General features: G+C 58.7%; 21 protein-coding genes and 1 pseudogene. 9 read left to right on the top strand and 13 right to left on the bottom strand.

The genetic code is table 11. From position 1 onward, the window contains the following. Nucleotides 1-46: 46 nt before the first annotated feature. On the bottom strand, nt 47-1,147 hold the full coding sequence (locus CKW14_RS25990) for a GlxA family transcriptional regulator (protein ID WP_095049986.1): 1,101 nt from the start codon (nt 1,145-1,147) through the stop codon (nt 47-49). Nucleotides 1,148-1,235: 88 nt separating this feature from the next. Beyond that, entirely contained in the window at nt 1,236-2,636 is a 1,401-nt protein-coding gene (gene gabP, locus CKW14_RS25995) for a GABA permease (RefSeq protein ID WP_095126415.1), read from the bottom strand. 303 nt (nt 2,637-2,939) lie between these two features. Between gabP and CKW14_RS26000 the strand changes: the two are divergent. The 3 genes and pseudogenes from CKW14_RS26000 to CKW14_RS26010 form a co-directional block, all read left to right on the top strand. Then, nucleotides 2,940-3,176: pseudogene (locus tag CKW14_RS26000) on the top strand (MBL fold metallo-hydrolase); the annotation flags it as partial. Nucleotides 3,177-3,305: 129 nt separating this feature from the next. Then, nucleotides 3,306-4,358, top strand: a complete 1,053-nt coding sequence (locus CKW14_RS26005; protein WP_141231829.1) for a hypothetical protein — start codon at nt 3,306-3,308, stop codon at nt 4,356-4,358. Nucleotides 4,359-4,610: 252 nt separating this feature from the next. Then, complete coding sequence (locus tag CKW14_RS26010; protein ID WP_077572547.1) at nt 4,611-4,859, top strand: DUF6555 family protein; 249 nt, start codon at nt 4,611-4,613, stop codon at nt 4,857-4,859. 137 nt (nt 4,860-4,996) lie between these two features. Here CKW14_RS26010 and CKW14_RS26015 read toward each other — a convergent pair whose 3' ends face one another. Further along, nucleotides 4,997-5,314, bottom strand: coding sequence for a hypothetical protein (locus CKW14_RS26015; protein WP_095049913.1), 318 nt, complete (start codon nt 5,312-5,314; stop codon nt 4,997-4,999). Between the two features lie 285 nt (nt 5,315-5,599). Here CKW14_RS26015 and CKW14_RS26020 point away from each other — a divergent pair, with 285 nt between their 5' ends. Together CKW14_RS26020 and CKW14_RS26025 are read left to right on the top strand one after the other, a co-directional pair. Further along, nucleotides 5,600-5,887 (top strand): hypothetical protein, encoded by a 288-nt coding sequence (locus CKW14_RS26020; protein WP_095049912.1) that lies wholly within the window; start codon nt 5,600-5,602, stop codon nt 5,885-5,887. Between the two features lies 1 nt (nt 5,888). Beyond that, complete coding sequence (locus CKW14_RS26025) at nt 5,889-6,317, top strand: hypothetical protein (protein WP_095126417.1); 429 nt, start codon at nt 5,889-5,891, stop codon at nt 6,315-6,317. A 111-nt stretch (nt 6,318-6,428) separates the two neighbouring features. Here CKW14_RS26025 and CKW14_RS26030 read toward each other — a convergent pair whose 3' ends face one another. Then, complete coding sequence (locus CKW14_RS26030; RefSeq protein WP_095126418.1) at nt 6,429-7,436, bottom strand: saccharopine dehydrogenase; 1,008 nt, start codon at nt 7,434-7,436, stop codon at nt 6,429-6,431. 494 nt (nt 7,437-7,930) lie between these two features. Here CKW14_RS26030 and CKW14_RS26035 point away from each other — a divergent pair, with 494 nt between their 5' ends. Next, on the top strand, nt 7,931-8,293 hold the full coding sequence (locus tag CKW14_RS26035) for a DUF6124 family protein (RefSeq protein WP_095126419.1): 363 nt from the start codon (nt 7,931-7,933) through the stop codon (nt 8,291-8,293). Between the two features lie 133 nt (nt 8,294-8,426). Here CKW14_RS26035 and CKW14_RS26040 read toward each other — a convergent pair whose 3' ends face one another. Together CKW14_RS26040 and CKW14_RS26045 are read right to left on the bottom strand one after the other, a co-directional pair. Further along, nucleotides 8,427-12,800, bottom strand: a complete 4,374-nt coding sequence (locus tag CKW14_RS26040; RefSeq protein ID WP_095126420.1) for a response regulator — start codon at nt 12,798-12,800, stop codon at nt 8,427-8,429. A gap of 43 nt (nt 12,801-12,843) precedes the next feature. After that, entirely contained in the window at nt 12,844-14,001 is a 1,158-nt protein-coding gene (locus CKW14_RS26045; protein WP_095126421.1) for an HD-GYP domain-containing protein, read from the bottom strand. A gap of 217 nt (nt 14,002-14,218) precedes the next feature. Between CKW14_RS26045 and CKW14_RS26050 the strand changes: the two genes are divergently transcribed. From CKW14_RS26050 to CKW14_RS26060, 3 genes are all read left to right on the top strand, one after another. After that, nucleotides 14,219-14,779 carry a nucleotidyltransferase family protein gene (locus CKW14_RS26050; protein WP_095049906.1) on the top strand — a complete coding sequence of 187 codons (561 nt, stop codon included), beginning with the start codon at nt 14,219-14,221 and terminating at the stop codon, nt 14,777-14,779. 141 nt (nt 14,780-14,920) lie between these two features. Then, the gene (locus CKW14_RS26055; protein WP_095126422.1) at nt 14,921-15,922 is read left to right on the top strand and encodes an acyltransferase; all 1,002 of its coding nucleotides are present in this window, start codon (nt 14,921-14,923) and stop codon (nt 15,920-15,922) included. Between the two features lie 135 nt (nt 15,923-16,057). Further along, nucleotides 16,058-16,519 (top strand): thiol-disulfide oxidoreductase DCC family protein, encoded by a 462-nt coding sequence (locus tag CKW14_RS26060; RefSeq protein WP_095126423.1) that lies wholly within the window; start codon nt 16,058-16,060, stop codon nt 16,517-16,519. Here CKW14_RS26060 and CKW14_RS26065 read toward each other — a convergent pair. The 7 genes from CKW14_RS26065 to CKW14_RS26095 all read right to left on the bottom strand — a co-directional run bounded on the left by CKW14_RS26065 (nt 16,503) and on the right by CKW14_RS26095 (nt 24,271). Beyond that, a complete protein-coding gene (locus tag CKW14_RS26065; protein WP_095126424.1) occupies nt 16,503-16,994 on the bottom strand; it encodes a DUF2269 domain-containing protein in 492 nt (163 codons plus the stop codon). The genes CKW14_RS26060 and CKW14_RS26065 overlap by 17 nt on opposite strands. 1 nt (nt 16,995) lies before the next feature. Then, nucleotides 16,996-18,123: a saccharopine dehydrogenase family protein gene (locus CKW14_RS26070; RefSeq protein ID WP_095126425.1), complete on the bottom strand. Its 1,128-nt coding sequence runs from the start codon at nt 18,121-18,123 to the stop codon at nt 16,996-16,998. Between the two features lie 175 nt (nt 18,124-18,298). After that, entirely contained in the window at nt 18,299-20,962 is a 2,664-nt protein-coding gene (gene mdeB / locus CKW14_RS26075; protein ID WP_095126426.1) for an alpha-ketoglutarate dehydrogenase, read from the bottom strand. 36 nt (nt 20,963-20,998) lie between these two features. Continuing rightward, nucleotides 20,999-21,307 carry a putative quinol monooxygenase gene (locus CKW14_RS26080; protein ID WP_095126427.1) on the bottom strand — a complete coding sequence of 103 codons (309 nt, stop codon included), beginning with the start codon at nt 21,305-21,307 and terminating at the stop codon, nt 20,999-21,001. Nucleotides 21,308-21,334: 27 nt separating this feature from the next. Further along, nucleotides 21,335-21,988 carry an oxygen-insensitive NAD(P)H nitroreductase gene (nfsB, locus tag CKW14_RS26085; RefSeq protein WP_095049900.1) on the bottom strand — a complete coding sequence of 218 codons (654 nt, stop codon included), beginning with the start codon at nt 21,986-21,988 and terminating at the stop codon, nt 21,335-21,337. Nucleotides 21,989-22,042: 54 nt separating this feature from the next. Then, nucleotides 22,043-23,215: an L-dopachrome tautomerase-related protein gene (locus CKW14_RS26090; RefSeq protein WP_095126428.1), complete on the bottom strand. Its 1,173-nt coding sequence runs from the start codon at nt 23,213-23,215 to the stop codon at nt 22,043-22,045. Between the two features lie 48 nt (nt 23,216-23,263). Beyond that, a complete protein-coding gene (locus tag CKW14_RS26095) occupies nt 23,264-24,271 on the bottom strand; it encodes a zinc-binding alcohol dehydrogenase family protein (RefSeq protein WP_095049898.1) in 1,008 nt (335 codons plus the stop codon). Nucleotides 24,272-24,364: the final 93 nt, after the last annotated feature.

The raw sequence follows: 24,364 nt of genomic DNA on the forward strand, positions 1-24,364 counted from the left end.
GGATGCGAAATCTCCAGTGATCAACTGTCGAAGCAGGACCGACCGATCATCCCGTGGACGCCAGATCGCCACGTTCCATCATTCGAACACTGGCAAACGTCGATTCGTTGCGCGCTTGGTCGAGCGTCGTCAGCGGCTTGATTGTTGACGGCTGCGCTACCGGTTTGCGACTCATCTCAGAGCCGGAGCGCTCATCACTCGGCGGCACGCCAAAGTGCTCGCGGTAGCATTTGGAGAAATGCGGCGTTGAGACGAACCCACACACGTACGCCAGCTCAACGATCGACAAGGACGTCTGCTTGAGCAGTTGTCGTGCGCGAATCAGCCGCAACCGCAAGTAGTAGCGCGACGGTGTGCATTGCAGGTATTTCTGAAACAACCGCTCCAGCTGTCGCCGTGACAGGTCGACGTATTCGGCCAGATTATCCAGATCGATCGGTTCCTCGAGATTGGCCTCCATCAACGCCACCACTTCTTGCAGCTTGGGCTGGTGCGTGCCGACCACATGCTTGAGCGGTACGCGTTGGTGATCCTGCTCATTGCGGATGCGCTCGTAGACGAACATCTCGGAGATGGCGGTGGCCAGTTCACGACCATGATCGCGCGCAATCAGGTGCAGCATCATGTCCAGCGGCGCGGTGCCGCCGGAGCTGGTGAAGCGGTTGCGGTCGAGGGTAAACAGACTGGTGCTGACGCTCACACGCGGAAAAGCTTCCTGCATCGCCGCCAGAAATTCCCAGTGCACGCTGCACTCATAGCCGTCGAGCAACCCGGCTTTGGCGAGCGCCCAGCTACCGGTGCAGACCCCGCCCAAGCGCTTGGACTGTCGCGCCAAAGCTTGCAGCCACGTCGTGTGCTCGCGGGTAATTGCGCTCTGGATGCCGACGCCACCGCAGACGATAACCGTGTCCGCCACGGAGGGATTGCTCCACGACCCATCCGGGGTGATCGGCACGCCATCGCTGGCCCAGACCGCCGCGCCATTGGGGCTGAAGGTATGCCAGCGATACAACGTTCGCCCCGTCAGTTGATTGGCCATGCGCAAGGGCTCGACGGCGGACGCCAATGACATCAGGGTAAATTTGTCCAACAGCAGAAACCCGACGGATTGGGTTGCACCGTCGGCTACGGAGGGGGTCGATGACATCATGGCCTCATAAAAATCGGTCGCGACGCAGGCGTCTGCCATTCCCTCCGACATACGTGGAGGGAGTAATCAGGTTCGGCGCAAACGCCTACCCCACCGATGTGACCCTCGCCGTCGGCGCAGGATGACGCGACGTCAACAGGCCAATAAAGGAAATCCCCAGCGCCAGGCCAATGGTTGTCGTGACTTCAGTGCGGTGTTGCGGGGTGATCATCATCACCGCCAGCGCGGCGCAGATGAACACGATCACCAGCCACGTCAACCAGGGAAACAGCCACATGCGGAAGGTCAGCTCGACGTTGCGCTGTTGCAATATCCGCCGCATGCGCAACTGCGACACCGCGATGGCGAGGTACACCAACAGGGCAATCGCTCCGGAGCTGGCCAGCAGGAATTCAAACAGCCCGGCAGGCATGAAGTAGCTCCACACAGTGATCGACGCACCGAGCACGGTGCTGGCGATAACCGCTGCGCGCGGCACACCTTCGGAAGAGGTCGCCTTCAGCGCTTTCGGCGCATCGCCACGCCGGCCCAGCGAGTACAGCATCCGCGAAGCAATGTAGATCGAGGAGTTCATGCAACTGGCCACGGCAATCAGCACGACGACGTCGACCATGAACTTGGCGTGGGGAATGTTCATGATTTCCAGAGCGCGCTGATAAGAGCCGACCGAGGCCAGCAACGGATCATTCCAGGGCACCACGGAGATCACCACGAAGATCGACAGCAGGTAAAACACGCCAATGCGCCAGATTACCGAACGCGTGGCCTTGGCAATGTTTCGCGACGGGTCGTTGGATTCGGCGGCGGCGATGGTCACCGCTTCGGTACCGATGAAGCTGAACATGATGGTGATGAAAGCGCCGACCACCGCCGACAAGCCATTGGGCGCAAACCCACCGTGCTCGGCCATCAACCCACTCAAGCCGCTGACTTCACGATCCGGCACCCAGCCCATCAACACGGCAAAACCGACGCCGATAAAACCGATGATCGCCACGACCTTGGCCATGGCGAACCAGAACTCGAATTCACCGTACTTGGACACGCTGAACAGGTTGGTCACCACCAGCGCAATGATTGAGCCCAACGCGAACAGCCAGGCATCGACCTGCGGAAACCATTGGTTCAGCACATGCCCGGCGGCGAGCGCTTCGATGGGAATCACCAAAACCCAGAACCACCAGTAGAGCCAACCGATGGTGAAACCGGCCCAGCGTCCGATGGCCTGGTCGGCATAGGTCGAGAACGAGCCAGTGTCGGGGTTAGCCACCGCCATCTCACCGAGCATGCGCATGACCAGCACGACGAGCAAACCGGAGAACAGATAAGCCAGCAGAACCGCCGGCCCCGCCGCCGCAATGGCATGTCCTGAACCTACGAACAATCCGGCGCCGATAATCCCGGCAATGGACAACATAGTGACGTGACGAGGCTTGAAGCCCTGCGCCAATTGGCTACTCGAATCCGTTGAGTTCGGGCTGATCATTGGTTTTTTTATTCTCTGCTGAACGACATTCAAGCGAGTTGACCAAGGCAATCGAGCACTGTCCGTTGCCTGCCGAGCCCCCGAAAGAAGCCCCCCTTCAACCGCCGCAGTTCTTATCAACCCCATGATCTGGATGGGATTATTTTGATGTGAAGACGCGTCACCTTACCCGGCCTGTCAGATGATTCAGTAGCCTGATTGCGTCATGGTTGTGTCTGATATCGACATTCGAGAACTGCGCGTTCACAGAGGGAACCGTCGAGTCACCGAGCGCACACTGCAACCTATGCCCGCCGCAGCTCCTCCGGCGAAGAACGTCTGACCTTTGCTGGCGACGCCTTGTTTCCGGTGGCCTTCGACCAACCGGACTGGCACATCGGCTTCGAGCATGACCCCGATGAAGCGGTGCGCGTACGCGTGCGCTTGCTGCAGGAAACAGCGGCCAGTGGCGAACTGTTTGTCGCCACGCACCTGCCCTTCCCGTCGGTTGGCCGCCTTGCCGTCAATGGTGAAGCATTTCGCTGGATTCCGGCGATCTGAGATTATTGATCGCAGTAAGGGCGAAGGTGCGAATACACAAATGCATGGTTGTCGTGTGGAGTGCACACGCGAGGTCTAGTAGCCTACTGCCGTTTCGAAAAACTCATCTCTCAGCATTTGGAATGGCTAATGGCTCTGCACGACGCAATCGCCCTTGAAATCCACGCCGGCGCACTCCCGCTACATTTCCGCGCCGCAGACCTAAAAACCACTGAACGCAGGGTTTACCTAAGCCCCACTGCCACCAGCCAACGCTACCGCGTGGGTCTGGATTTCTTCGCGGCCAGCACGATCAGTACACAATTGGCAAATCTGTGCGAACACACCGGTTTCTGGACGCGTAACGGTCAAACAGCACGTTACCGGCGGGTAGCCGACGGCGTATATGAGTTGCTCAGCCTTGATGAGATGCATGAGCTGACGACGGAAGTAGAGCCAGATTGCGAGATACCTGTATCTCCGAACTGCCGGAGTCTGAAACCCTTGGAAGCGCGGTTTGCCTGTTACCTTGAACAGGAACCCTTTCAAATTTACGATCGCCGCCGCCGCAAGCTCTATCCAGCCGAGGCGGTCGTTGGCCTGGATGCGCGATTGAGCAGCTACTTCTGGCCCTCGCCGGGAGTGAGTTTTACAGCCACCGAACGTTTGTTGGAGGGTTTTATTGAACAGGCGCAGAAACTCATTCCTGATCTTGCCGGTAATGCCGACGCAGTGCTGGCGTTGTTCGCATCCATTTGCAAGTGGGGCGGAGTGCGCGTGCCGACACAAGATGCCAATGCAGTAGTCGCCAACCTGCAACGGGCGGCTAACCGTAACGCTCAACAGCCAGCCGCAATGAACAGTGCATGGACGAAGCTGTACGCCATGTTTTACCCAGATGACTTTGTGATCTACGACTCACGCGTAGCCACTGCATTGGTGGCTATTGCCGAGGCCGTACTCGACGATGCCGAACTCGATAACTTCAAATCGCAATATCCTGACCTGGGCCTGATTGGTGGGCGTGGCGGTAGTCGCCCACGAGCGACCCGTGCCGGGTGGCGCAATGCCTACATGTCCTGGCCGGCGCAGCTAGACGCAAACCGCCTTGTCGCAGCCATTGTGCAGGCGCTGAATGTGCGTTCGGGCTCGGCGTATAGCGCCCGCCAACTGGAAGCGGTGTTGTTCATGGAAGGTTATTGAGCTGTAAACAAGGTCATTCACTGAGGGGATGGATACGCTGGCACAGTCAGTCATCCCCATCTGAAGCGGACGTACAAATCAGTACTCAAAAAAGCCTGCGCCGACGCACTGGCATGTCACAAACCGATGCCCTATTTGAATACGCTCGGAGTAAAACAACCGTCTAAAAAAACCTCTGACACAAACCCCGAAAATCCTTTGAATTTTTTTCGTCGGCAAAACTCATTTGCGTATGAGCGTAAGGAGGAGCGCATGAGTAACGTCGACATCTTCGTCATCGAATACAAACTTCACGGCCAGCCAAAGTCATTCGTCATCCGCGCAAAAACCATGCGCAACGCTGACGCATGGCACTGGGCGAGTTGCGACGCCGGCATTGCGCCGATTCCAAAACCCGGCAAGCCACCGTTGAAAGTCATCTCCAAACCCCAGGCCGAACGGTTTGGCATCACCGAGGTGAAATGGCGCGAAACGGCGACGGTGGACTGGACGGAGGCTTAATCATACTCAAACAGATCGGTAATACGCTTGGTGGGATTTGGCAGTCGCCGTGAGGATTCTCAAGCGCCACGCCGACGCCTGGCGGATACAAACCCGGGCATCCCTCGGATGTCTCGGGCTGGCACGTAAACTAGACATTAGCGCGTGATTTTGGGTGGCCCATAGAGTTCGGTTTCCCAGTCCTCAAAAGGCGGTTTGACTTCGAAAGACCGATCGCAGTATGACCGTAGGTAGTCAGTCGCCCTTTTTTGCGCGTAAGTGAAATTGAGGACATTGCCTTCGTCGTCCATCTCTATGACATTCGCAAATATCGCAAAGACCTGTTCAATCGCACTGGGCTCTGAGCCATACATATCGAGGTACTTCACGTCCTTAAGCATGTAGTGGCTTCCACTGGCCATGAAATATGCGAACGTTCGGAGTGCTCCGCTGAAATCGTTACTTAGCTTTTTCATATCAGGTTCTTGTAGGCAACATTAAGGATTTGATTAAGAGGCGATTTTCATCCCCCCGAGCGAGCAAAGCCAATGGCCCGGGGTGTATAAGCCGAGGACCTGACGCACGGTGACTGCACCTGATTACTGGCTGACTAACGGAAGACCTAGCGTAAGAGGAGCGCCATCTATTTGCTATCATCCTGATGCTTTTTTGTGGCCGAATGCGCGAGCGGCACGCCCACGTAGCGTCTCGCGCTGGCCACCAGCGGTCCGGCAATTCGACTATTCATGTAAGGCACGTTAATGATCTCCGAATTGGCAGTCTCGAATCTTTTAGGGCCATGGCGCGGGGATGCCCATACCGGGCTGATGCAACGCTGCAAGGAGTCATGGGATACACCGCTAGTGCATTTGAGCGATCTGATGGTCGCTACTTTTTTGAATCAGAATATCGCACCCGAACACCTGTTAATCGAGGCAAAACACCGCATCGAAGTGCGGGAAAGAGATGGCTCCGAGTACTTCGACGGCCAGCTTCTCGAAGCGATGGAAAATGTGAGATCTCGGGGGCTGGATTTTTCTGGAGTTTGATATGGGGTTCTCCTCCACGTTATGGGCTTGGTACGGCCAGAATGAGTACAAGCAGGTTCTTGCCGTGTGCGAGGTCATCGAGGCGCTTGGGTTTCTGGCTCAAGCCTCGGACATACAGCAGGCAACTATCCCGGATTGCCCCGCCTGTGAAGTCTGGTCCGAGATGATTCTCCCGATAGAAAAGGTACTTTCAATCTGCGGCAGTGGGCTATCGGAGGACGTGAAGAGCCGGCTGGAAGACATTTGGGAGCGTTGCAATAGCCTTACTGAGGCCGCATTTCACTGTAATGATCGCCTGATCTTTGATCACGCAGAATGGATGCCCATCAGGACACGAGCCACCGAGTTGCTGGTTTTAATGGAGTCGACGCAAATCCATCCATTCCTGGGTGACGTGCTATTGGACTGTAAAAAGTTGCTCTCGGAATAATTCGGTGAGTCGTTCACGCGCACCAAAACGGTTTTACGTTTCAACCGTTGAGTGAATGTGCATCACCGCCGACCTGAATGAGCGGCAGGTCGGCGGTGCTGCGCAGAACGGTTACTGCACTTGCAGTTCCAGCAGTTCACCACCCTCTTTGCTCAGACGCTGCAGATATGCACCGGCGTCAAGCAACTGATAAGGAAAGTAAAGACCTGCCGGAGTCGGCGGCTGACCATCCAGCCCAAGCAATCGCTCCAGCAGCATGGCGACGCTCAGCCCCGTCAACGCTGCAGCGCCTGCCGGGTGAACGAGAGCATGCCGGGTGTGCAACGGTCGCCCTTGATGATCCTCACCCAGCAGTTCGATGAGAATCTCGGTCGACATCGGCCGACCGGCGCGCCGCGATGAACTCACTCCGCTGGCGAGATTGAACTGAACATTTGGCGCATCGGTGGCCGCCGCCAGCCCGGTGACATCGATGGACGAGAAGCCGCTGGCTTGCATCGGCGTGCCGTCCAGCGCTCTGAAGCTGACGTTCTTGTCCGCCCCTTCGCGCCAGAGGTAATCGCCCTCGCGCCGAGTCAGGGCGGCGGGCAGCAGCTTGTTCAGGTGTTCGAAATCCTTAGCCACGGTCGGCCCGCCGCCATCCTGCTCGTCGACCAACGCATCGATACGAATATCGCGCACCCGGGCAAAGGCCTCGGCGAGGTGCAGCGTCGCAACGGTCGTCGCGCCTACCATCCACTCGTAACCCAGCACGATGGGCGCCGCATCAGGGCGGTGGATGTAGCTCGCGATTTGCGGCGCCATCTCGAAAATGCCAGAAGAAATGCTCAGGTGCGGGACCTTGCGCCTCTGCGCGAAACGCAACCCGGCAAGGGAATGATCCATATAGAAAACCGCCACGGCACTGACCGGGCGATCACCCAGCCCCAGGTCATCGGCCGCAGGGTCAATAATCACGCCCTGCGCCCCGCCCATTTCCTCGGCGGCTTGCTCAGCCTTGGCCAGGTCTCGGCCGCCGATCAGCAACGGGACGCCGGGATAAGCAGCACGCAACGCTTCGGCAGAACGGTGGCCAATGGCGCCGGAACCGCCCAGGAACAAAATCGGGTGAACTGACATGGGTATCCTTCCTCGTCTTTTGGGGTTGCAACCTAGTGTTGGTGCGTGCCCTGTCGTGAGGGTTCCCCGCCATTGCCTGAGCTGGAGAGTGGACCGACGAATGTGATTTTGAACGGAGTGTTGATGAGCCGTGTTTAGGCGTTTTTCATGGTTGTTTAAAAGACACGTCGCGTTACCTGCTACAGGCTACAACGTCTTGCGCCATTGCCTACGACTACGCCAGAATCCGCCGGCTTGTGCGTCTGCGGCGCGGGTTTTATCGTTCCTGGGTCACTGAAAAACAGTGATGGGGTTTGGTAGCCCGCTCTCATATGACGCATAACGTCACCGTGCGCAGATGCTTTTCAGCATTTGTCTTATGGTGGCCATGCGCAGGGCGCCCTCGGGCGCGCCGGATTTTCCATATGGGCCGGTCTACCAACCTTCGTATGGCCACCACCTTTCGTTTGGTAGCGAAGGTGATGGCTCCTTAAGTCCCATATGGAGCTTCATCTATGTTCAAACCAACGCCGAATCCCCCAGAAACCGATCCAGTCTCACCCTACAAATTTCCAGACTCGCGAACACTCAACGACGCCGCCGAACGGGCCCTCGATTACTACCTCACGCCAACACAACGCATCATGGGCAGCGACCAGAAACACGCTCCCATGTTTCTGGCCAACTCCGATTACGACAGCGAGTCCCTGCTCGTTAACGCCAGCGAATCTCTCAGTTCAGCCACCGAAATGCTCTGCAACTTCGCCGCCCTCCTCGACCCAGGCCACCGCAAAACTGCGCTGGGCATTGCGCAAGTGGTAATGCTGGGCGAATTGGCGGTAAATCAAGCGCTGGATAATATTGTGCCGGTGGATTGATGAGTAATCCCTTTGTGGCGGCGTTCTGGCTGCTGTCACAAAGGGATCAAGATTGCATTGGGTGGCCGCTCTCGGCCAAAAAGCCGTCAGTTGCAATTAAAACTAAACGGCTACGTGTTTACCCAACTCAATTTTACTGAAGCAGCTTCAAGGCGCGATCAAAGTCGAACAGCTCCACCTGCGCCGCGGCAAGTGCCAGACGTTCTGCCAGCGCTTGATCGAGTGGCCTGTTGCGCAGGGCCGCCAGCACGTCCAAAGCCGCCGTATCACCTTCGTCCAGAAGAACAATAAGCCGGTTCAGTTGCTCGCTGATTGCCGAGTCGTCCAGCAGGTCACCCTCCGTGGAAGCCAGTGTGTCCGCCTCAAGGTTCGCCAGACTCGCGAGGGTCGGGAGCAAGTAATGCTCGACCTGCATCGCTAGCGCTTGCACGACCTCAACCGGCTCGTCGTCCTGACAGGCCTGTTCTAACAACGTGCAAGCCTGCGCCACGGCCTTGGCGCCGATATTGCCGGCGGTGCCGCGCAAGCTGTGCGCCAGTCGTGCGGCAGCAGCAGAATCCGGATCGATTCGTGCGGCCTGGAATTGCTCGGAAAAATCTGTCTGAGTGTCGCGAAACTTGCAGAGTAGACGTAAGTAGAGATCCCGCCGCCCCATGCAGGTGGCGAGTCCCGCAGCCAGATCAATGCCCTCAAGACGATCTGGCAATCCATCGACCAAACCTGCGTTCAGCGAAGCTTGAGCGACTCGTGGCTTGATCCATTTTGCCATTGTGGCGAACATGGTTTCGACATTGAGTGGCTTGGAGATATGGTCGTTCATACCGCATTCGAGGGCGCGCTCGCGGTCACCGTCCATGGCGTTGGCGGTCATGGCGATCACTGGCAGAGTGCGGAAGCGCGGTTGCTGACGAATTTTCCGGGTGGCTGTGTAGCCATCCATCACCGGCATCTGGCAATCCATCAGCACGCCATCGAAGTCGTCATCCTCGCCGAGAATATCCAGGGCCTCTTGGCCGTGCGTGGCGAGTCGCAAGCGTATTCCGACACTCTCCAGTAGCTCGCTGGCCAGTTCCTGATTCAGATCGTTGTCTTCGACCAGAAGCAGTCGCGCTCCATTGAGGCTGGCGACGGTGTTGGCATTGTGCAGGGAGCGTTCGCCAGCCCGAGTATCGCTGTGGGTGTCTCTGCCCAGCACGACACCGATGGCTTCAAGTAACGAGGACGGCGTGACAGGTTTGGTCAGTACCACCGGCAACTGGATGCCCTGGCGCTCGGCTTCTTCGCGGGCTTCTTCGCGGCCAAAAGCGGTCACCATGATCACCGATGGCGTGCGCATCAGGCTGGCGGAATGCATTCTGCTCACAGCTTCCATGCCATCCATGCCGGGCATCCGCCAGTCCATCAAGACCAGATCGTAAGGCAGCACCTTGTGCTCGGCGTCGGCCAACATGCGCAGCGCCAGACTACCGCTCTGCGCGACATCCACTTCCAGACCAAAGCTGCGCGCCATGCCCGAAAGGATTTCACGGGCACTGGCGTTGTCATCCACGACAAGCACGCGCATGCCCAACAGCTCGCCAGCCTTGAACATGCGACGCGGCGGAACATTTTGCTGTACGCCGAGTTGGACCTGGAAATGAAACGTGGAGCCGATTCCCGGTTGGCTTTCAACCCAGATACGACCGGCCATCAGCTCCACCAGCTTCTTCGAGATGGACAATCCCAGCCCGGTGCCCCCGTACTTGCGAGTGATCGAACTGTCAGCCTGACTGAACGACTGGAACAGACGTGAACACTGCTCGACGGTCATGCCGATGCCCGTGTCGCGCACCCAGAAATGCAGTTGCACGTGTTCGTTGTGAGAAGCAACTTCTTCAACGCCGACCACGATGTCACCGTGTTCGGTGAACTTGGCCGCGTTGTTGCCGAGGTTGATCAGCACTTGCCCCAGTCGCAGGGGGTCGCCCAGCAGTGCCGTGGGCAGGTCAGGCGGAATCTGAAACAACAACTCCAGACCCTTGTCCTCGGTCTTCAAGCCGATCATGGCAGCGAAGCTGTCGAGCACATCTTCCAGACGGAACGGGATCTGTTCGAGACTCATCCTGCCGGCTTCGATCTTTGAGAAGTCGAGAATGTCGTTGATGATTCCCAGCAGGTTCTCCGCTGATCGGTGGACTTTTTCAATGTAGTTGCGCTGGCGTTTATCCAGTTCGGTACGCAGCGCCAGGTGGCTCATGCCGATGATGGCGTTCATCGGTGTTCGGATCTCATGGCTCATGTTGGCGAGAAACTCGCTTTTGGCCTGCGTGGCCTCCTCGGCCGCAGCCCTTGCCTCTGCCAGTGCGGTTACATCGATGTTGATGCCGGTTGCGCGCAATGGCTTGCCGTCAGGCGTACGTGAGAAGCGATTCAGCGACCGGAACGTGCGCACCTGCCCATCGTTTTTACGCACAATCCGGAAGTCGAACTCGGCGCGATCATCGCCACTCTGGACGGCACTCTCGAACGTGCTGCTGACCCGCGCCAGATCGTCGGGATGCACCAGTGCCTTCCAGTGCGCCAGCGTACCGCCGAAGCCGCCTGGCTCCAGACCAAACAGGGTTTCGAGTTGGGGTGTCCAATAGTTTGTGCCACTGACCAGGTCGACGTCGAACAGCCCGATGTCACCGGACTCCTGCGCCAGATTCAGACGATCGCTGGCCGTGCGCAGCCTGGCTTCCATCGCCCTGCGCTCACTGACATCGCGCACCGAGGCGCACACACAGACGCCACGCCCCTCCAGGCGCGGTAGATGGGAAAGGCCAATTTCTACGGAGAACAAACTGCCGTCTTTGCGTACGCCGCTCAGATCGTCAAGATCGCCGCCCATCTGCCGGGTTCCGCCGCTGGCAATGAACCCGTCGCGTAACCTGACATGGCGCTCGCGGGCAGCCTGCGGTACCAGACGCTCGATGCTGGCGCCAATCAGCTCGCCGGGGGCGTAGCCAAACAGGGTATCCATCTGCGGGTTGGTCATCAGGATGCGACCGTCGGCGCCCAGCACCAGCATGCCGTCCGGTGCTGCCTCGATGATGCCGCGGTACCAGGCTTCGGTGGCGCGCAATGCGGCCTGCTGGGCCTCCAGCTCGCTGGCCTGGTGCTCCAGTTGCAAAGCCTGCGCGCCCATTTCGTCTGCCTGACGGCGAGTTTCCAAGAGCAGCGCCTGAGCTGCCTCACTGCGTTCCATAATGGCCATGGCGCCGGCCAGCCGGGGCAGGACTTCTTGCAGCAGTAGCGCTTCGTTCTCTTCCAGTTGGCGAAAACCGGCCATTTCCATCACCCCGAGCAGGCGTTCGCCACGCATCACGGGCTGAACCAACAGGACGCTGGCCGGGGCTGCGCCCAATGGCGTGCGTACATGCCAAAACGGTTCCGGTAGATCCTGAAGCTGGCGGGGCTGGCGATCCAGTGCGCACTGGCCAAGCAACCCTTCACCGAGATCAAGTTCAGCGGGTAGCGGATGAACACTGTCCACCGCATAACCGCCAACCAGGCGTAGGCGTGCCGCGCCTTCATAGAGAACGTAAAGCGCTCCCTGGCACATGCCCAACTGCGGCGCGATGTGGCTGAAAAAAGCCTGGGCCAACTGCTGCGGTGTCTCCGCCTGTTGCAGATCCACTTGCAGGAGCGACGTGTGGTTTTTGATCCAGCGCTGTCGCTCAAGCTGACAAGCTTCCAGCTGCAGCGTGGCGATGGCACGCGCCAGGTCGCCGGTTTCGTTGCGAAGATCGGTGTGCGGGATCTGACCGTCCAGCTTGCCGGACGCCAATTCGTCCACCGCCACGCGGACGCGATTCAACGGCACGCGTATGGAATAGCTGACCAGCCAAGTCAACAGCAAGGCCAGCGTCGACCCACCCAGCAGCAAGATGGACGTGATCGCAGTACTACGCTCTGCGTACTCCGCCAGGTTCTTCGCTGTATCGTGGATGTCGGCTTCCTTGTTTTTCTCGATCTGGTTGAGCAGCCCATCGCCGCCCTGTTCCAGCGCAAGAAAATCCTTACTGTTGAGCAACATCAAGGCCTGACCCAAGGAACCCTTGCCGGCCAGCTCCAGTGCCTCATCGCCGTCTTTTTGCAGACGCTTTAATACCATTTCGAATTCCAGCAGGCTGCTGACGCTGCTCTGCCTGCGCAGCGTTGGACGAACCTGCTCCAGCGCTTCGTGGAGTCGCGCCTGGGCGACATCCATCTGGGCTCTGGCGCTGATACGGATGTCTGCGTTGTTGGTCGCGATTGCACGTTGCATGGCGAGCAACAGATGCGGCAACTGCACCCGAACCTCCTGCACATGCTGGATACCTACCAGATCCTGTTGGTACAACTGCTGCATTTCAGTTCTTAGCGAATACTGCGTGCGCAGGCTTTGCACGCCCAATATCAGGATCAATATCAGCAGCGCAGCGAAGCCGATGATCAATTTACTGCGCAGAGACAGGCGCTCGAGCATCTCGAACAGTCTGTTCATAAACGGCCTCTTTCAGCTGGATGTGCAGAGTAATGCGCGGGATTCAGGGACGTTCGGCAATCTGCTCAAGCAGTGCTAACTGCCTGGCCATGTCCTGGTCGCTGTCGGCAAATCGCTCGGCAATTACGCGGAACTGCTCGGCATTGGCGAGAAACGCGTCACAGATGTCCGGATCAAAATGCGAGCCCCGGCCTTCGCCGATGATTTTCACCGCCTGCTCGTGAGGCATGCCGGGCTTGTACACGCGGCGGCTGATCAGCGCATCGTAGACATCTGCCACGGCCATTAACCTGGCGCTGATCGGGATATCGTCGGCGGCCACGCCTTGCGGATAGCCACTGCCATCCCACTTTTCCTGATGGCCGTAGGCGATTTCCTTGGCCAAATGAAGGAAATCGACGTTTATGCCTAATTGATCCTCCGCGTGCTGAATGGCGTCCCGCCCCAATGTGGTGTGGGTCTTCATGATCTCGAACTCTTCAGCGGTGAGCCGTCCCGGTTTGAGCAGGATGCGATCGGGAATGCCAATCTTGCCGATATCGTGCAGCGGTGCCGATTTGAAGAGCAGCTTGATGCTGTCCTCGTCGAGAAAGTGCCGGAAGCGCGGGTGGTTGCGCAACAGTTCAGCCAGGCGTTTGATGTAGTGCTGGGTACGGCGAATGTGGTTGCCAGTTTCGTTGTCACGGGTTTCGGCCAGCGAAGCCATGGCGTGGATGGTGACATCCTGGATCGCGATCACCTCCCGGGTGCGGCGCTGCACTTCCCGCTCCAGAAATTCGTTTTGATTGCGCAGGAAATCGGCAACGGACTTGAGCTTGATTTGGGTCTCGACCCTGGCCATGAGCACCGGGGGGATGATCGGCTTAGTGATGTAATCCGCAGCCCCGAGGCTCAAGCCGCGAATCTCGTCCTCCGTGGCAGTCATGGAGGTGAGGAAAATGATCGGTATATGGCGAATGCGAACGTCAAGCTTGAGCTGCTCGGCAACGTCATAACCGGACAGGCCCGGCATCATGATGTCCAGCAGGATCAAATCGGGAAGCGGGTCGGCCTGCAGAAGGCGTAGGGCCTTTTCGCCGCTGTTGGCGGCCTTGACCCGATATTTGTCCTTCAGCAACTCGGCGATCAACATCAGGTTGTCGGGGGTATCGTCGACCACCAGAACGGTCGCTGATGGATAAACGCCCTGAGTGCTATCCATGGTTGTTGGCTCCCTTGCCAGACAATTAAGGAGTTGGCGCACTTGCACCAGTCTCTTGCTGGCAAGCGTAGCTATAAAAGCTGCAATCGCTAGGCGGAGATCTGTAGGTTGGATCGTAGAGGCACTAGATCGAATGTCTGCTACTGGCCGGAAGCAGACAATAGTCAATGTCCACGCTGGCTCCCAAGCAGTGACTGGATGTAATAGAGGACACGCGATGAAGCACGTAGCACAACTAAAGGCCCTGCTTACTCACGACCCTGCAAGGATGAAAATCCTGCGTATGGCTCGCGATCTGAACTTGCCCGACTGCTGGATTGCCGCCGGCTTCGTGCGCAGTCTGGTATGGGATCACCTGCATCAACGCAAGCCTTCAGCGCTGCCAGATGATATCGATGTCATCTGGTTCGACCCGGCACGTGCCAATACAGAAGCGGATTCCGCTTTGGTCAGAACGCTGTCGAGCCGGTGTAGTGAAGTGAACTGGTCTGTAAAAAATCAGGCGCGAATGCACCTGCGCAATGCCGATACCCCTTATCAATCGACGACCGATGCAATGACCTGCTGGCCCGAGACTGCCACGGCCGTCGCTGTCAGGCTTGATCATCACGGTGAAGTGGAAGTTTCAGCACCGCTGGGGCTGGAAGACCTGTTCTCAGGAGTGGTGCGGCCGACTGATCGATTCAAATCCGAAAAGTACCCCCTGTTCCTGGACCGCATTAGATCCAAAGCGTGGCGTGAGATTTGGCCTGAGCTGATATTCGTCACGCAACGATAAGGTCAATGGCGACTGGCCTAGCCTCCTGAGGTGATCAGCCGCTGAAATCCTTTAACCCCGAACGCAGAGAAAAACCTGTTATCCACCCATAAACCATCGTAATTTACCCGCCATAACTACAAGGTCGTTTTGGGGATACACGTGGGAGCCTATCGTCTGCTGTTGGCCGTCCTGGTCGCTGTTTCGCATATGGGCAAGATGTTCATGGGGTTCAACCCGGGCGTGTTGGCGGTGATTTCTTTCCTGCTCATCAGTGGTTTTGTGATGACCTCACTGATCGAGCGCAATTACCAGGCGCCCGAGAAAGTTGGCCGGTTCTACCTGGACCGCGCCCTGCGCCTTTACCCGCAATTCCTGTTCTACTTCATCCTCTCTTGTGCGGTGATCTATTTCCTCCTGCCTGGCACGCCGCAATGGGCTGAACTGAACGTCAAAAACATCGCCGCGAGCCTTGCAATAGTGCCCCTCGGTTTCTATATGTTCGGCGTGACCGGAGCGGGAATCGTGCCACCGGCCTGGTCGCTAGGACTGGAGATGTGTTTCTACCTGGTGATCCCGTTCCTGCTCATCTACAGACTACGGGGCGCGGCCTTCGCCTTGTCGGTTGCGGTCTTCATCCCCGCCTGCCTTGGATTCATCAACACCGACTACTACGGCTACCGTCTGTTGCCGGGTGTCCTGTTCATCTTCCTGTGCGGCAGCTACCTCTACAAACCGCAGGCGAAGGGTTTCGCGATTGCTGGCGGTACCGCTGTGGCAGCGGCATTGATCTTTGCGGCGATCATGATGGGCTGGATCGAACGTCGGCCGTCCAACGCCGAAGTGGCCGCCGGCATTGCCCTGGGCATCCCTGCGGTGTACGGGCTGACAACACTCAAATTTCACCGGATTGACGAGTTTCTCGGGAACATCAGCTATGGCGTATTCCTCAATCACTTCCTGGTGATTTACTTCCTGCACGGCCTCTGGCCGATCACCTCATTCGATTGGTCCAAGGTTGCAACGGTGTTGGTGCTGTCGTTCTTGCTCAGTGGTGTTTCGTATTACTGCGTCGAGCGGCCAGCGTTGAAGTTTCGGCATAAACTTCGGGCCGGCTCCAAGGATCGAGTGGGGGCCGTTCGAGCAAGTGAGGCAACGGCTTGACGGCGACAGGCGACAGATCGCGCTGCTGAACGTGGCCTGTCTCTCACATTCATGTGCCTAAGCGAGCGCAGTCATTCGCGAACCACTGCTGGCGGCGCTATGATCGCAACACCCGACGTCTTGAACACAAAACCCATGCCCACCCCGAAAACCCGCCCTACCCCCGCCCCGTTCCTCAACCCCGGCGAATCCGTGGTCCTGTTCGATGGCGTGTGCAAACTCTGCAACGGCTGGGCGCGTTTTTTGATTCGCCATGATCATCAACGTCGCGTGCGTCTGGCAGCGGTGCAGTCGCCGGAGGGACAAGCCTTGCTCGCGTGGGCCGGCCTGCCAGTCGATCAATTCGACACCATGGCGGTAATCCGTGACCGTCACTATTGGGAACGTTCAGACGCGTTCTTCGAAGTCATCAGCCAACTACCCGCCCGCTGGCAGCCATTGCGGCTGCTACGCGTATTCCCGCGCGGCCTGCGCGACTGGGCCTACGACCGCATCGCGCTGAACCGATACCGACTGTTCGGCAAGTACGACACCTGCCTGCTGCCAACCCCGGATCATCAACAGCGCTTTCTGAAAACAACTACGCCAGAAAGCTAATCAACTGCACCGGCGTCATCTTCGTCACCATCATCAGCACGATGACAAACATCCCGGCAAACCCGAGCACGCCCATCCAGAACCACTTCCGGTAAACGGCTTGATACTGCTCATCAAGCCCCGCCCCCGCCTCGCTCGCACTCGACGCCATCACATACAGGCGCTTCTGCAGGAGCAACACCGGCAGCCACAGCGAGCCGACGCAGAAGAAGACGATCAGCGAGGTCAGCACCCACTCGGCGCTCATCGACAACCCCGAAAGCCGCATCAGCAGATAACCTGTGATGATCTGCACAAACCCGGCCGGCGTGGTGATCCAGGTGTCGAAGCGCACCACCATGCGCGCGACGTGCGCTATCACGTGCGGATTGCCGGTGCGGCTGGCGGCGATCAGGTAGAGGTAGGAGCCCATGCCGAAACCGAACAGGAAGATCGCGGCGATGATGTGCAGGTACTTGAGGCACAGATAGAGCATGTCAGCGCTGCCCGTCCGAGAAATGCACGGCCAGGCTCAGGTTGTCCGGGTCGTTGATCGCGGCCATGTATTCGGCGACGCTGATTTCGCCCACGCACGGTCTGGCGCCGGCGGTTGGCACGTAGCCCTGGGCCATTTTCGTGGCCAGGGCCACGGCGGCGCAGCTGGGGATTTCCGGGCCTTTGTCGTTCAAAGCCGTGAGTTGTGCGGTCATCGACAGCGGCTTGCCGTCAACACCAAGGCCCTGCACGTCGATGTACATCGCACTTTTGCCATCGCCGAATCGCTCGAATCGCATGCCCAGCCGATGCAGTCTTCCGGCCCACAAGGCATGGTCGCGCACCAGCCCGACTTTCAGCGCCTGAGCCAGCAAGCCGTTGGCGAAACCGCCGAGCTTGAGACCGGCGCCCGCCTTGAAGCTCAGGGTTTGCGCACCATAACGACCGGCGAAGATGTCCATGTCCGGGACATCGACGTTGGCCAGCAATCGCGTGCCCATCTGCGGCATCTTGCGCAGGGTCAGGTCCAGCCAGCCCGACACTTCATGGACTTTGCCGTTCTTGAGTTGCTTGATCGGTTTGCCGGCATAAGCCAGGACACCTTCGATGGTCGACAACCCGGGCATTTTCGCCGAGGAAGAAATGCCATGCTCGATCGAGTCAATGCGCGAAAAGCGCTGGCGCTGCTCATCGATGATCGCTGAAGACAGTGTCGGCACCGAGCTGCAACCACTGAGGATCGCCACGCCCGCTTGTTTCGCCCGCGCGTCGAGCACGTCGATGCCGTTGACGAAGGTGCGGCAGTCCGCGAGGTCGCAATAGTTCACGCCGGCATCGATGCAACTCTGCGCAACGGCATAGGATTGCCCCTGAAACGGCCCGCCGGTATGGACGACCAACTGAATGTTCAGCGCACGCAAAGCGGCTTCGAACTCCGCGCCCATGGCATCGCCGCACCAGCCTTCGCAGACGTTTCCCGAATGGCTGTTGAGCTCATCGAGTTTGCGCTGCAACTTGCGCGGGTCACGACCCGACAGCACCAGCCCGATGTCCGGCATCAGCGCCAGATGTCTGCACACGATGCTGCCGAAATTTCCGTAGCCCCCGACCACCATCACCCTGAACGGCATGCAATTCTTCCCTAAGTCATTTCATCAAACAGGCGGGAAGGATATAGGGCCGAACGTCAGCAGGCCATTCAGATCAGTTGTTCGCCAGCCGACGAGATCCATTTGCGCAGCAGGCAGCCAGAGTGTGCCGTCGCGATTGTTGGTTGATGAAAGAAGGGACACACGACGTGAAGGCTCAGCAGTTCCAGGGGGCTTCGGCGTCGGCGTCGATAGCGTATTTCGCCCGAGCCTGGGCATGTGCCCGCGGATCGACCGAAGCCAGCGCCGCCAAAACGATGTGATAGCGATCCACTTCAAAGAAGCTGCGCAACGCCGAGCGTGTGTCGCTGCGTCCAAATCCGTCGGTGCCCAGGCAGATGCACGGTGCCTGTAAATACGGCACCACCAATTGTGCATAGGCGCGCACGTAATCACTGGCCGCCACGACTGGAGCGTTACCGGGCAGACAATGCAGTAGGTGACTCTGGCACTCGACATCGCCGCCGAACACTTGCTGACGCTGCACCTCGCGGGCATCCCGGGCGAGTTCGGAGAAGCTGGTCACACTCCACACTTCGCTGCTGACTTGCCACTCTTGATCCAGCATATGTGCGGCGGCAATCACCTCGCGCAGAATCGCTCCCGAACCCAGTAAACGAACCGCCGGTACCTCCTCGCCATAGCGCGCATAGAGGCGCATGCCGCGAATCACGTCCGCGTGTTCGTCTGGTTCAAGTGAGGCCTGAACGTAGTTCTCGTTGGTTACCGTCAGGTAATAGAACTCATCCTCTTGCTGCTCCAGCATGCGCCGGGCGCCATGGTCGATGATGACCGCCGCCTCGCTGGCAAATGCCGGGTCGTAGGCGCGGCAGTTGGGCACAGTGGCTGCGATCAATTGACTGGAGCCGTCCTGATGCTGCAGTCCTTCACCGGCCAGCGTTGTGCGCCCCGATGTGGCGCCGATCAAAAAGCCTCTGGCGCGCTGGTCGGCGGCAGCCCAGATCAGGTCGCCAATGCGCTGAAAGCCGAACATCGAGTAGTAAATGTAGAACGGCAGCATCGGCTCGCCATTGACGCTGTAGGACGTCGCCGCAGCGATCCAGGAAGAAATCGCGCCGGCTTCGGTGATGCCTTCTTCGAGCAGTTGCCCGTCGGTCGATTCCTTGTAATAGAGCAGCGCGCCGGCATCTTCTGGCTCGTACAACTGGCCGACGGATGAATAAATCCCGATTTGCCGGAACAGATTCGCCATGCCGAATGTGCGCGCTTCATCGGCGACAATCGGCACAATGCGTGGCCCCAATTGTTTGTCCCGGATCAGATGGGTGAACAGTCGCACCACCGCCATGGTCGTCGAGTTTTCACGCTCATCGGCCTTCAGCGCAAAACGGCCATAGCTGTCGAGCGGTGGCACTGTTATTGGTGCTGACACACCGTTGCGCTTGGGCAAGTAACCGCCGAGCGCCCGTCGCTGCTGATGCAGGTATCGCAACTCGGGGCTGTCGTCAGCCGGTTTGTAGAAGCGCATTTCTGCCACGGCCTCATCATCCAGCGGCAAGGCGAAACGATCACGGAATGCCTTGAGCACCTCGATATCGAGTTTTTTCTGCTGGTGCGAGGTGTTGCGCGACTCGCCGATCTGGCCCATGCCGAAACCTTTCTTGGTTTTGGCGAGCACCACGGTCGGCCTGCCCTTGTGCTTGCGCGCGGCCTCGAACGCGGCATGCAACTTACGAAAGTCGTGACCGCCCCGGCGCAACGCGTCGATCTGCTCCGGGCTCATGTCTGCAACCAACGCCTGCAACTGCGGGTCCTGGTCGAAGAAATGGCTGCGGTTATACGCACCGTCATTGGCCCCCAGATTCTGGTACTCGCCATCCACCATCCCGGCGAAGTGGCGCAACAGTGCATGGCCGTCATCGCGGGCAAACAACGGGTCCCAGTCCGAACCCCACAACACCTTGATCACATTCCAGCCGGCGCCGCTGAACAGTGACTCCAGCTCCTGAACGATTTGCCCGTTGCCGCGTACGGGGCCGTCGAGACGCTGCAGATTGCAGTTGATCACGAAGGTGACGTTGTCAAGATTCTCCCGCGCTGCCAGCGAAAGCGCGGCGATGGACTCCGGCTCGTCCATCTCGCCATCACCAAAAACGCCCCAGACATGCCGCCCCTCCGTCGAGGCAATCCCACGATGCTGCAAATACCGCAGGAACCGTGCCTGGTAAATCGCATTGATCGGGCCAATACCCATTGAGCCCGTGGGAAACTGCCAGAAGTCGGGCATCAGCCAAGGATGCGGATAGGAACACAATCCGCCGCCCTTCACTTCTTGCCGGTAACGCTCCAGTTGCGACGCCTGCAAACGCCCTTCAAGAAAGGCCCGCGCGTACACCCCGGGGGCAGAGTGCGCCTGGAAGTAAACCAGATCACCGCGCCCGGCTTCGCTGTCCGCACGGAAAAAGTGATTGAAGCCGACCTCGAAAATTTCCGCCGCCGAGGCGTAACTGGCGATGTGACCGCCCAATTCGCCATAGGCCTTGTTCGCCTTCGCCACCATGGCCAGGGCGTTCCAGCGAATGATCGAGGTGATGCGCTCCTCCATCACCAGATCCCCGGGATAAACCGGCTGCTGTTCGAGCGCGATGGTGTTCTGGTACAGCGAATACGCACTCGCCGTCGTTTGCACGCCGAGACGGCTGGCCTGCTCGGCCAGTCGCAGCAGCAAGAACCGCACGCGCGGTCTGCCGCCGACTTTCGCGACACCTGCCAGGGCTTCCAGCCACTCGTTGGTTTCAATGGCATCGATGTCTTCGTGAACCGGCGTTCCGTGGGTCGGCCGTTGCGCGGTATCTTTCATGGCTGCACACCCTGACAGGTTGAATGGACGACTGGATCAGTTCGACACGTGCTCAAGAAATATCAGTTGCAGCGGCTCTTCCAGCAGGTCATCCGCCGCGGCGGCAAAGCGCTTGAAGTAAGGCATGGCGAAATGCGCATCCAATGCCGCCTGATCCTTGAAGGCCTCGCGCATGTAGAACGTGCCGCGCTGGTCGCGCAGTTCAAACAACACATAGTCGAGATTGCCCGGCTCTGCGCGTGTCGGCTCAACCAGCGCCAGCAAGCCTTCTTTCAAGGCCTGTTCCTGGCCTGACCTGGCCTTGAGCACGGCAATCGAGATCAATGTTTCTGTGGACTGGTTCATCTTCAATACTCCTGGGACCGGCTGCATTCAGAGAAAGGTAAACAGCGACTGGGACGGCAAGCGGGACTTGGGCAGGCCTGCGTTGAAGTCTTCGCTGCTGTGATAGCCCAGGCTCACCACGACCAGACTGGTGAAGCCCTGTTCGCGCAGGCCCAGTTCACTGTCGAGGACTTTGCTGTCGAAACCTTCCATCGGCGTCGCGTCGATACCCAGCGAGGCGGCACCCAGCAGCAATGTGCCCAGCGCGAGGTAGGTCTGCTTTTCCATCCAGTGCTGCAGGTCTTTCTGATCGAAGCGATGCAGATCGACAAAACCGCGCCGTCCACGCTCCTGCCCTGCTCGCGCCTCGGCATTGTGAAAACGCCCGTCCATGGCTTCCTGAGCCAGCAACGCCTGCAGGTATTCCTCCGGCAGATGCGTGCGAGTGCAGAAGACGATGACGTGCGACGCGTTGAGTATTTTCGGCTGGTTGAAGCTGAACGGCCCCTGAGTACTGTGGGCGATTCGCGCCCGGCTCTGATCACTCTCGGCAACCACGAAATGCCAAGGCTGAGAGTTGACCGACGACGGACTGTTGCGCAGTTGTTCCAGCAGCAACTCCAGTGTGTGCCTGGGAATCTTGCGGTCGGCATCGAAAACTTTTGTGGTGAAACGGCGCTTGGCCAGAGAAACGAGATCCATGATTGAACTCCTGATCTGAAAAGTGAAAACGTAAAACTCAATGCCGCTTGGAAATCAGCGCGTCGGCGCCGGCGCTGCGTCGATCTTCAGACGCATCAGGCTGTAAGGTTTTTGCCGCTGATCCTGCCCGGAACGGAATGCCGCCTGGCGGTGCAACTGGTTGGCGATGAAATACAGATAGCCGTCGGGGCCAATGGACAATGTGTCTGGCCAGAGCAGACGCGGGTCGTGTACCAGCGTTTGCCATTGGCCGTCCGGCAGACGCTTGCGGATCGAGTTGTGCTCGTAATCGCCGGCATAGATGGCGCCGGCGGCGTCAGCCTCCAGACCATCGGACGCGCCCTTCTCCCCCAGATCCTGCACGGCAGCCGTCAGTTGCTGTTCACTGAAGTTGGCATCACGCAGCAACGCGGTGGACACCGAATACAGGTGCCGACTCGACAGCGGAGTGAAATACAGTGTCTTGCCGTCCGCCGACAGCGCGATGCCGTCCGAGGCCACGCCCAGCGGTTTGCGCTTGCCGTCCGGAGCTTCAACGGTGAGTGGCAGGCCTTCAACCACCGGGACAAAGGTCGGGTCAACCGAGGTCGCCGGCACACCGCTCAAACGGCGCATGGCACTGCCGCTGGCGATGTCCATGACGATGATCGCGCCCGGTCCACGCAGGGACGAGTCAGTGAGATAGACCGTTCCCTCCGGGCCTGTGCGAAAGTCGAAACGCATGTCGTTAACGTAGGTGCTCGGCAACATGACGTTGTCCGGGAACACCAGACGCTTGACGATCTTGTTGCTGACCAGATCCACCGCGATCAGCTTCGCGCCTTTAGGTTTTGGGTCTGCGAAACCCGGCGCGGCGGTATCGAGCAACCAGACACGGCCCCGCCCGTCGGCCACCACGCTCTGTACGCTGATCAGACCATCACTGGGATCGTTGAGGTTTTCCTGATTGATCGCCGCGTTCGGGTAAGCCACGACTTTGCCGTCGCGGATCTCGCCCACGGTGAACGGCACGTTGTCGCCCCAACGCGGGAAGTTGACGAAGATGCGCCCGGTCTCGGTGACGGTCACGCCGGTGGGCATCGCGTCGTAGAACGCATGGACCTGTTCGAGCTTGCCGAAGGATCGGTCGGCGGGGGCATTGGCCGGCAACGCGACGGCGCTGATTGCATGGGCGAACGGCGCTGCCATGACCATGGCCAATGCAGCAGAAAGCTTTTTCATACGCATGAGCTGCTCCTGACCGGCCCGCTTGCAGGCCCGTCTGAATGAGTGAAATCAGAAACCTTCAAGCACCAGTTTGCCTCGGGCCTTGCCGCTCTCGACCAAGGCATGGGCACGGCGCATGTTTGCCGCGTTGATCGCGCCAAAATGTTCACCGACAGTCGTTTTCAAAATGCCCTGGTCAATCAGATCGCTGACGCGATTGAGCAGGTGATGCTGCTCAATCATGTCCGGGGTTTCGTACAGCGAACGGGTGAACATCAGCTCCCAGTGCAGCGACAGCGACTTGCGCTTGAGCGGCATCACGTCGAGGCTTTCAGGATCGTCGATCACGCCCAGACGCCCTTGTGGTTGAAGCACTTCGATCAGCTGCGCAAAATGCTGCTCGGTATGGGTCAGGCTGGCGACATGGCTGACCTCGTCGATGCCCAGTGCCTGCAACTGTGCGAGCAGCGGCTGACTGTGATCGATGACGTGATGCGCGCCCAATTGCCGGACCCAGTCAGCCGTTTCCTGCCGTGAGGCGGTGCCGATGACAGTCAGCTGCGTCAACTGTCGGGCCAATTGCACCAGCATCGAACCGACGCCGCCCGCTGCCCCCGTGATCAACAGGCACTTGCCCTGCCCTGAACCTTCGGTGACACCGAGACGGTCAAACAACAGCTCCCAGGCGGTGATCGAGGTCAACGGCAATGCCGCGGCATCCGCAGCACTTAACGAACGCGGTTTGTGCCCGACGATTCGCTCGTCCACCAAATGAAATTCGCTATAACTGCCGGTGCGGGCAAGGGAGCCTGCGTAGAACACTTCGTCGCCAGGCTGAAACAGCGTCACTTCAGCCCCGACCTCGCGGACAATACCGGCGGCATCCCAGCCGAGGATTTTCGGTTCTTTGGTGAAAGTTCCGGCGCGTACTTTGGTATCGACCGGATTGACCGACACCGCACGAACTTCTACGAGTAAATCCCGGGGGCCGGGAGTTGGCACCGGAAGGTCGATGTCCTGCAACGATTGCGGATCTTCAATGGGCAAAGCGTGTTGGGTGAAGGTGATGGCTTTCATGGAAACTCGCTGTCTGAAGAGCTGATGTGCTCGCTTGCCGCCATCTTCGACTTCCCAAGCACAAAGAAAAACCAGCAAAATGCGCCAACACTT

The sequence above is a fragment of the Pseudomonas sp. Irchel s3a12 genome, assembly GCF_900187485.1.
Lineage (GTDB): Bacteria > Pseudomonadota > Gammaproteobacteria > Pseudomonadales > Pseudomonadaceae > Aquipseudomonas > Aquipseudomonas neuropathica.

Bases quoted from the DNA above. Each gene is read 5' to 3' on its own strand.
- CKW14_RS26040 (WP_095126420.1), bottom strand. From the start codon at position 12,800: ATGAACAGACTGTTCGAGATGCTCGAGCGCCTGTCTCTGCGCAGTAAA.
- CKW14_RS26015 (WP_095049913.1), bottom strand. From the start codon at position 5,314: ATGAAAAAGCTAAGTAACGATTTCAGCGGAGCACTCCGAACGTTCGCA.
- CKW14_RS26095 (WP_095049898.1), bottom strand. From the start codon at position 24,271: ATGAAAGCCATCACCTTCACCCAACACGCTTTGCCCATTGAAGATCCG.
- CKW14_RS26025 (WP_095126417.1), top strand. From the start codon at position 5,889: ATGGGGTTCTCCTCCACGTTATGGGCTTGGTACGGCCAGAATGAGTAC.
- CKW14_RS26035 (WP_095126419.1), top strand. From the start codon at position 7,931: ATGTTCAAACCAACGCCGAATCCCCCAGAAACCGATCCAGTCTCACCC.
- mdeB (WP_095126426.1), bottom strand. From the start codon at position 20,962: ATGAAAGATACCGCGCAACGGCCGACCCACGGAACGCCGGTTCACGAA.
- CKW14_RS26090 (WP_095126428.1), bottom strand. From the start codon at position 23,215: ATGCGTATGAAAAAGCTTTCTGCTGCATTGGCCATGGTCATGGCAGCG.
- CKW14_RS26045 (WP_095126421.1), bottom strand. From the start codon at position 14,001: ATGGATAGCACTCAGGGCGTTTATCCATCAGCGACCGTTCTGGTGGTC.
- CKW14_RS26005 (WP_141231829.1), top strand. From the start codon at position 3,306: ATGGCTCTGCACGACGCAATCGCCCTTGAAATCCACGCCGGCGCACTC.
- nfsB (WP_095049900.1), bottom strand. From the start codon at position 21,988: ATGGATCTCGTTTCTCTGGCCAAGCGCCGTTTCACCACAAAAGTTTTC.
- CKW14_RS26065 (WP_095126424.1), bottom strand. From the start codon at position 16,994: ATGCTCTATCTGTGCCTCAAGTACCTGCACATCATCGCCGCGATCTTC.
- CKW14_RS26020 (WP_095049912.1), top strand. From the start codon at position 5,600: ATGATCTCCGAATTGGCAGTCTCGAATCTTTTAGGGCCATGGCGCGGG.
- CKW14_RS26030 (WP_095126418.1), bottom strand. From the start codon at position 7,436: ATGTCAGTTCACCCGATTTTGTTCCTGGGCGGTTCCGGCGCCATTGGC.
- CKW14_RS26010 (WP_077572547.1), top strand. From the start codon at position 4,611: ATGAGTAACGTCGACATCTTCGTCATCGAATACAAACTTCACGGCCAG.
- CKW14_RS26050 (WP_095049906.1), top strand. From the start codon at position 14,219: ATGAAGCACGTAGCACAACTAAAGGCCCTGCTTACTCACGACCCTGCA.
- CKW14_RS26070 (WP_095126425.1), bottom strand. From the start codon at position 18,123: ATGCCGTTCAGGGTGATGGTGGTCGGGGGCTACGGAAATTTCGGCAGC.
- CKW14_RS26060 (WP_095126423.1), top strand. From the start codon at position 16,058: ATGCCCACCCCGAAAACCCGCCCTACCCCCGCCCCGTTCCTCAACCCC.
- CKW14_RS25990 (WP_095049986.1), bottom strand. From the start codon at position 1,147: ATGTCATCGACCCCCTCCGTAGCCGACGGTGCAACCCAATCCGTCGGG.
- CKW14_RS26080 (WP_095126427.1), bottom strand. From the start codon at position 21,307: ATGAACCAGTCCACAGAAACATTGATCTCGATTGCCGTGCTCAAGGCC.
- gabP (WP_095126415.1), bottom strand. From the start codon at position 2,636: ATGATCAGCCCGAACTCAACGGATTCGAGTAGCCAATTGGCGCAGGGC.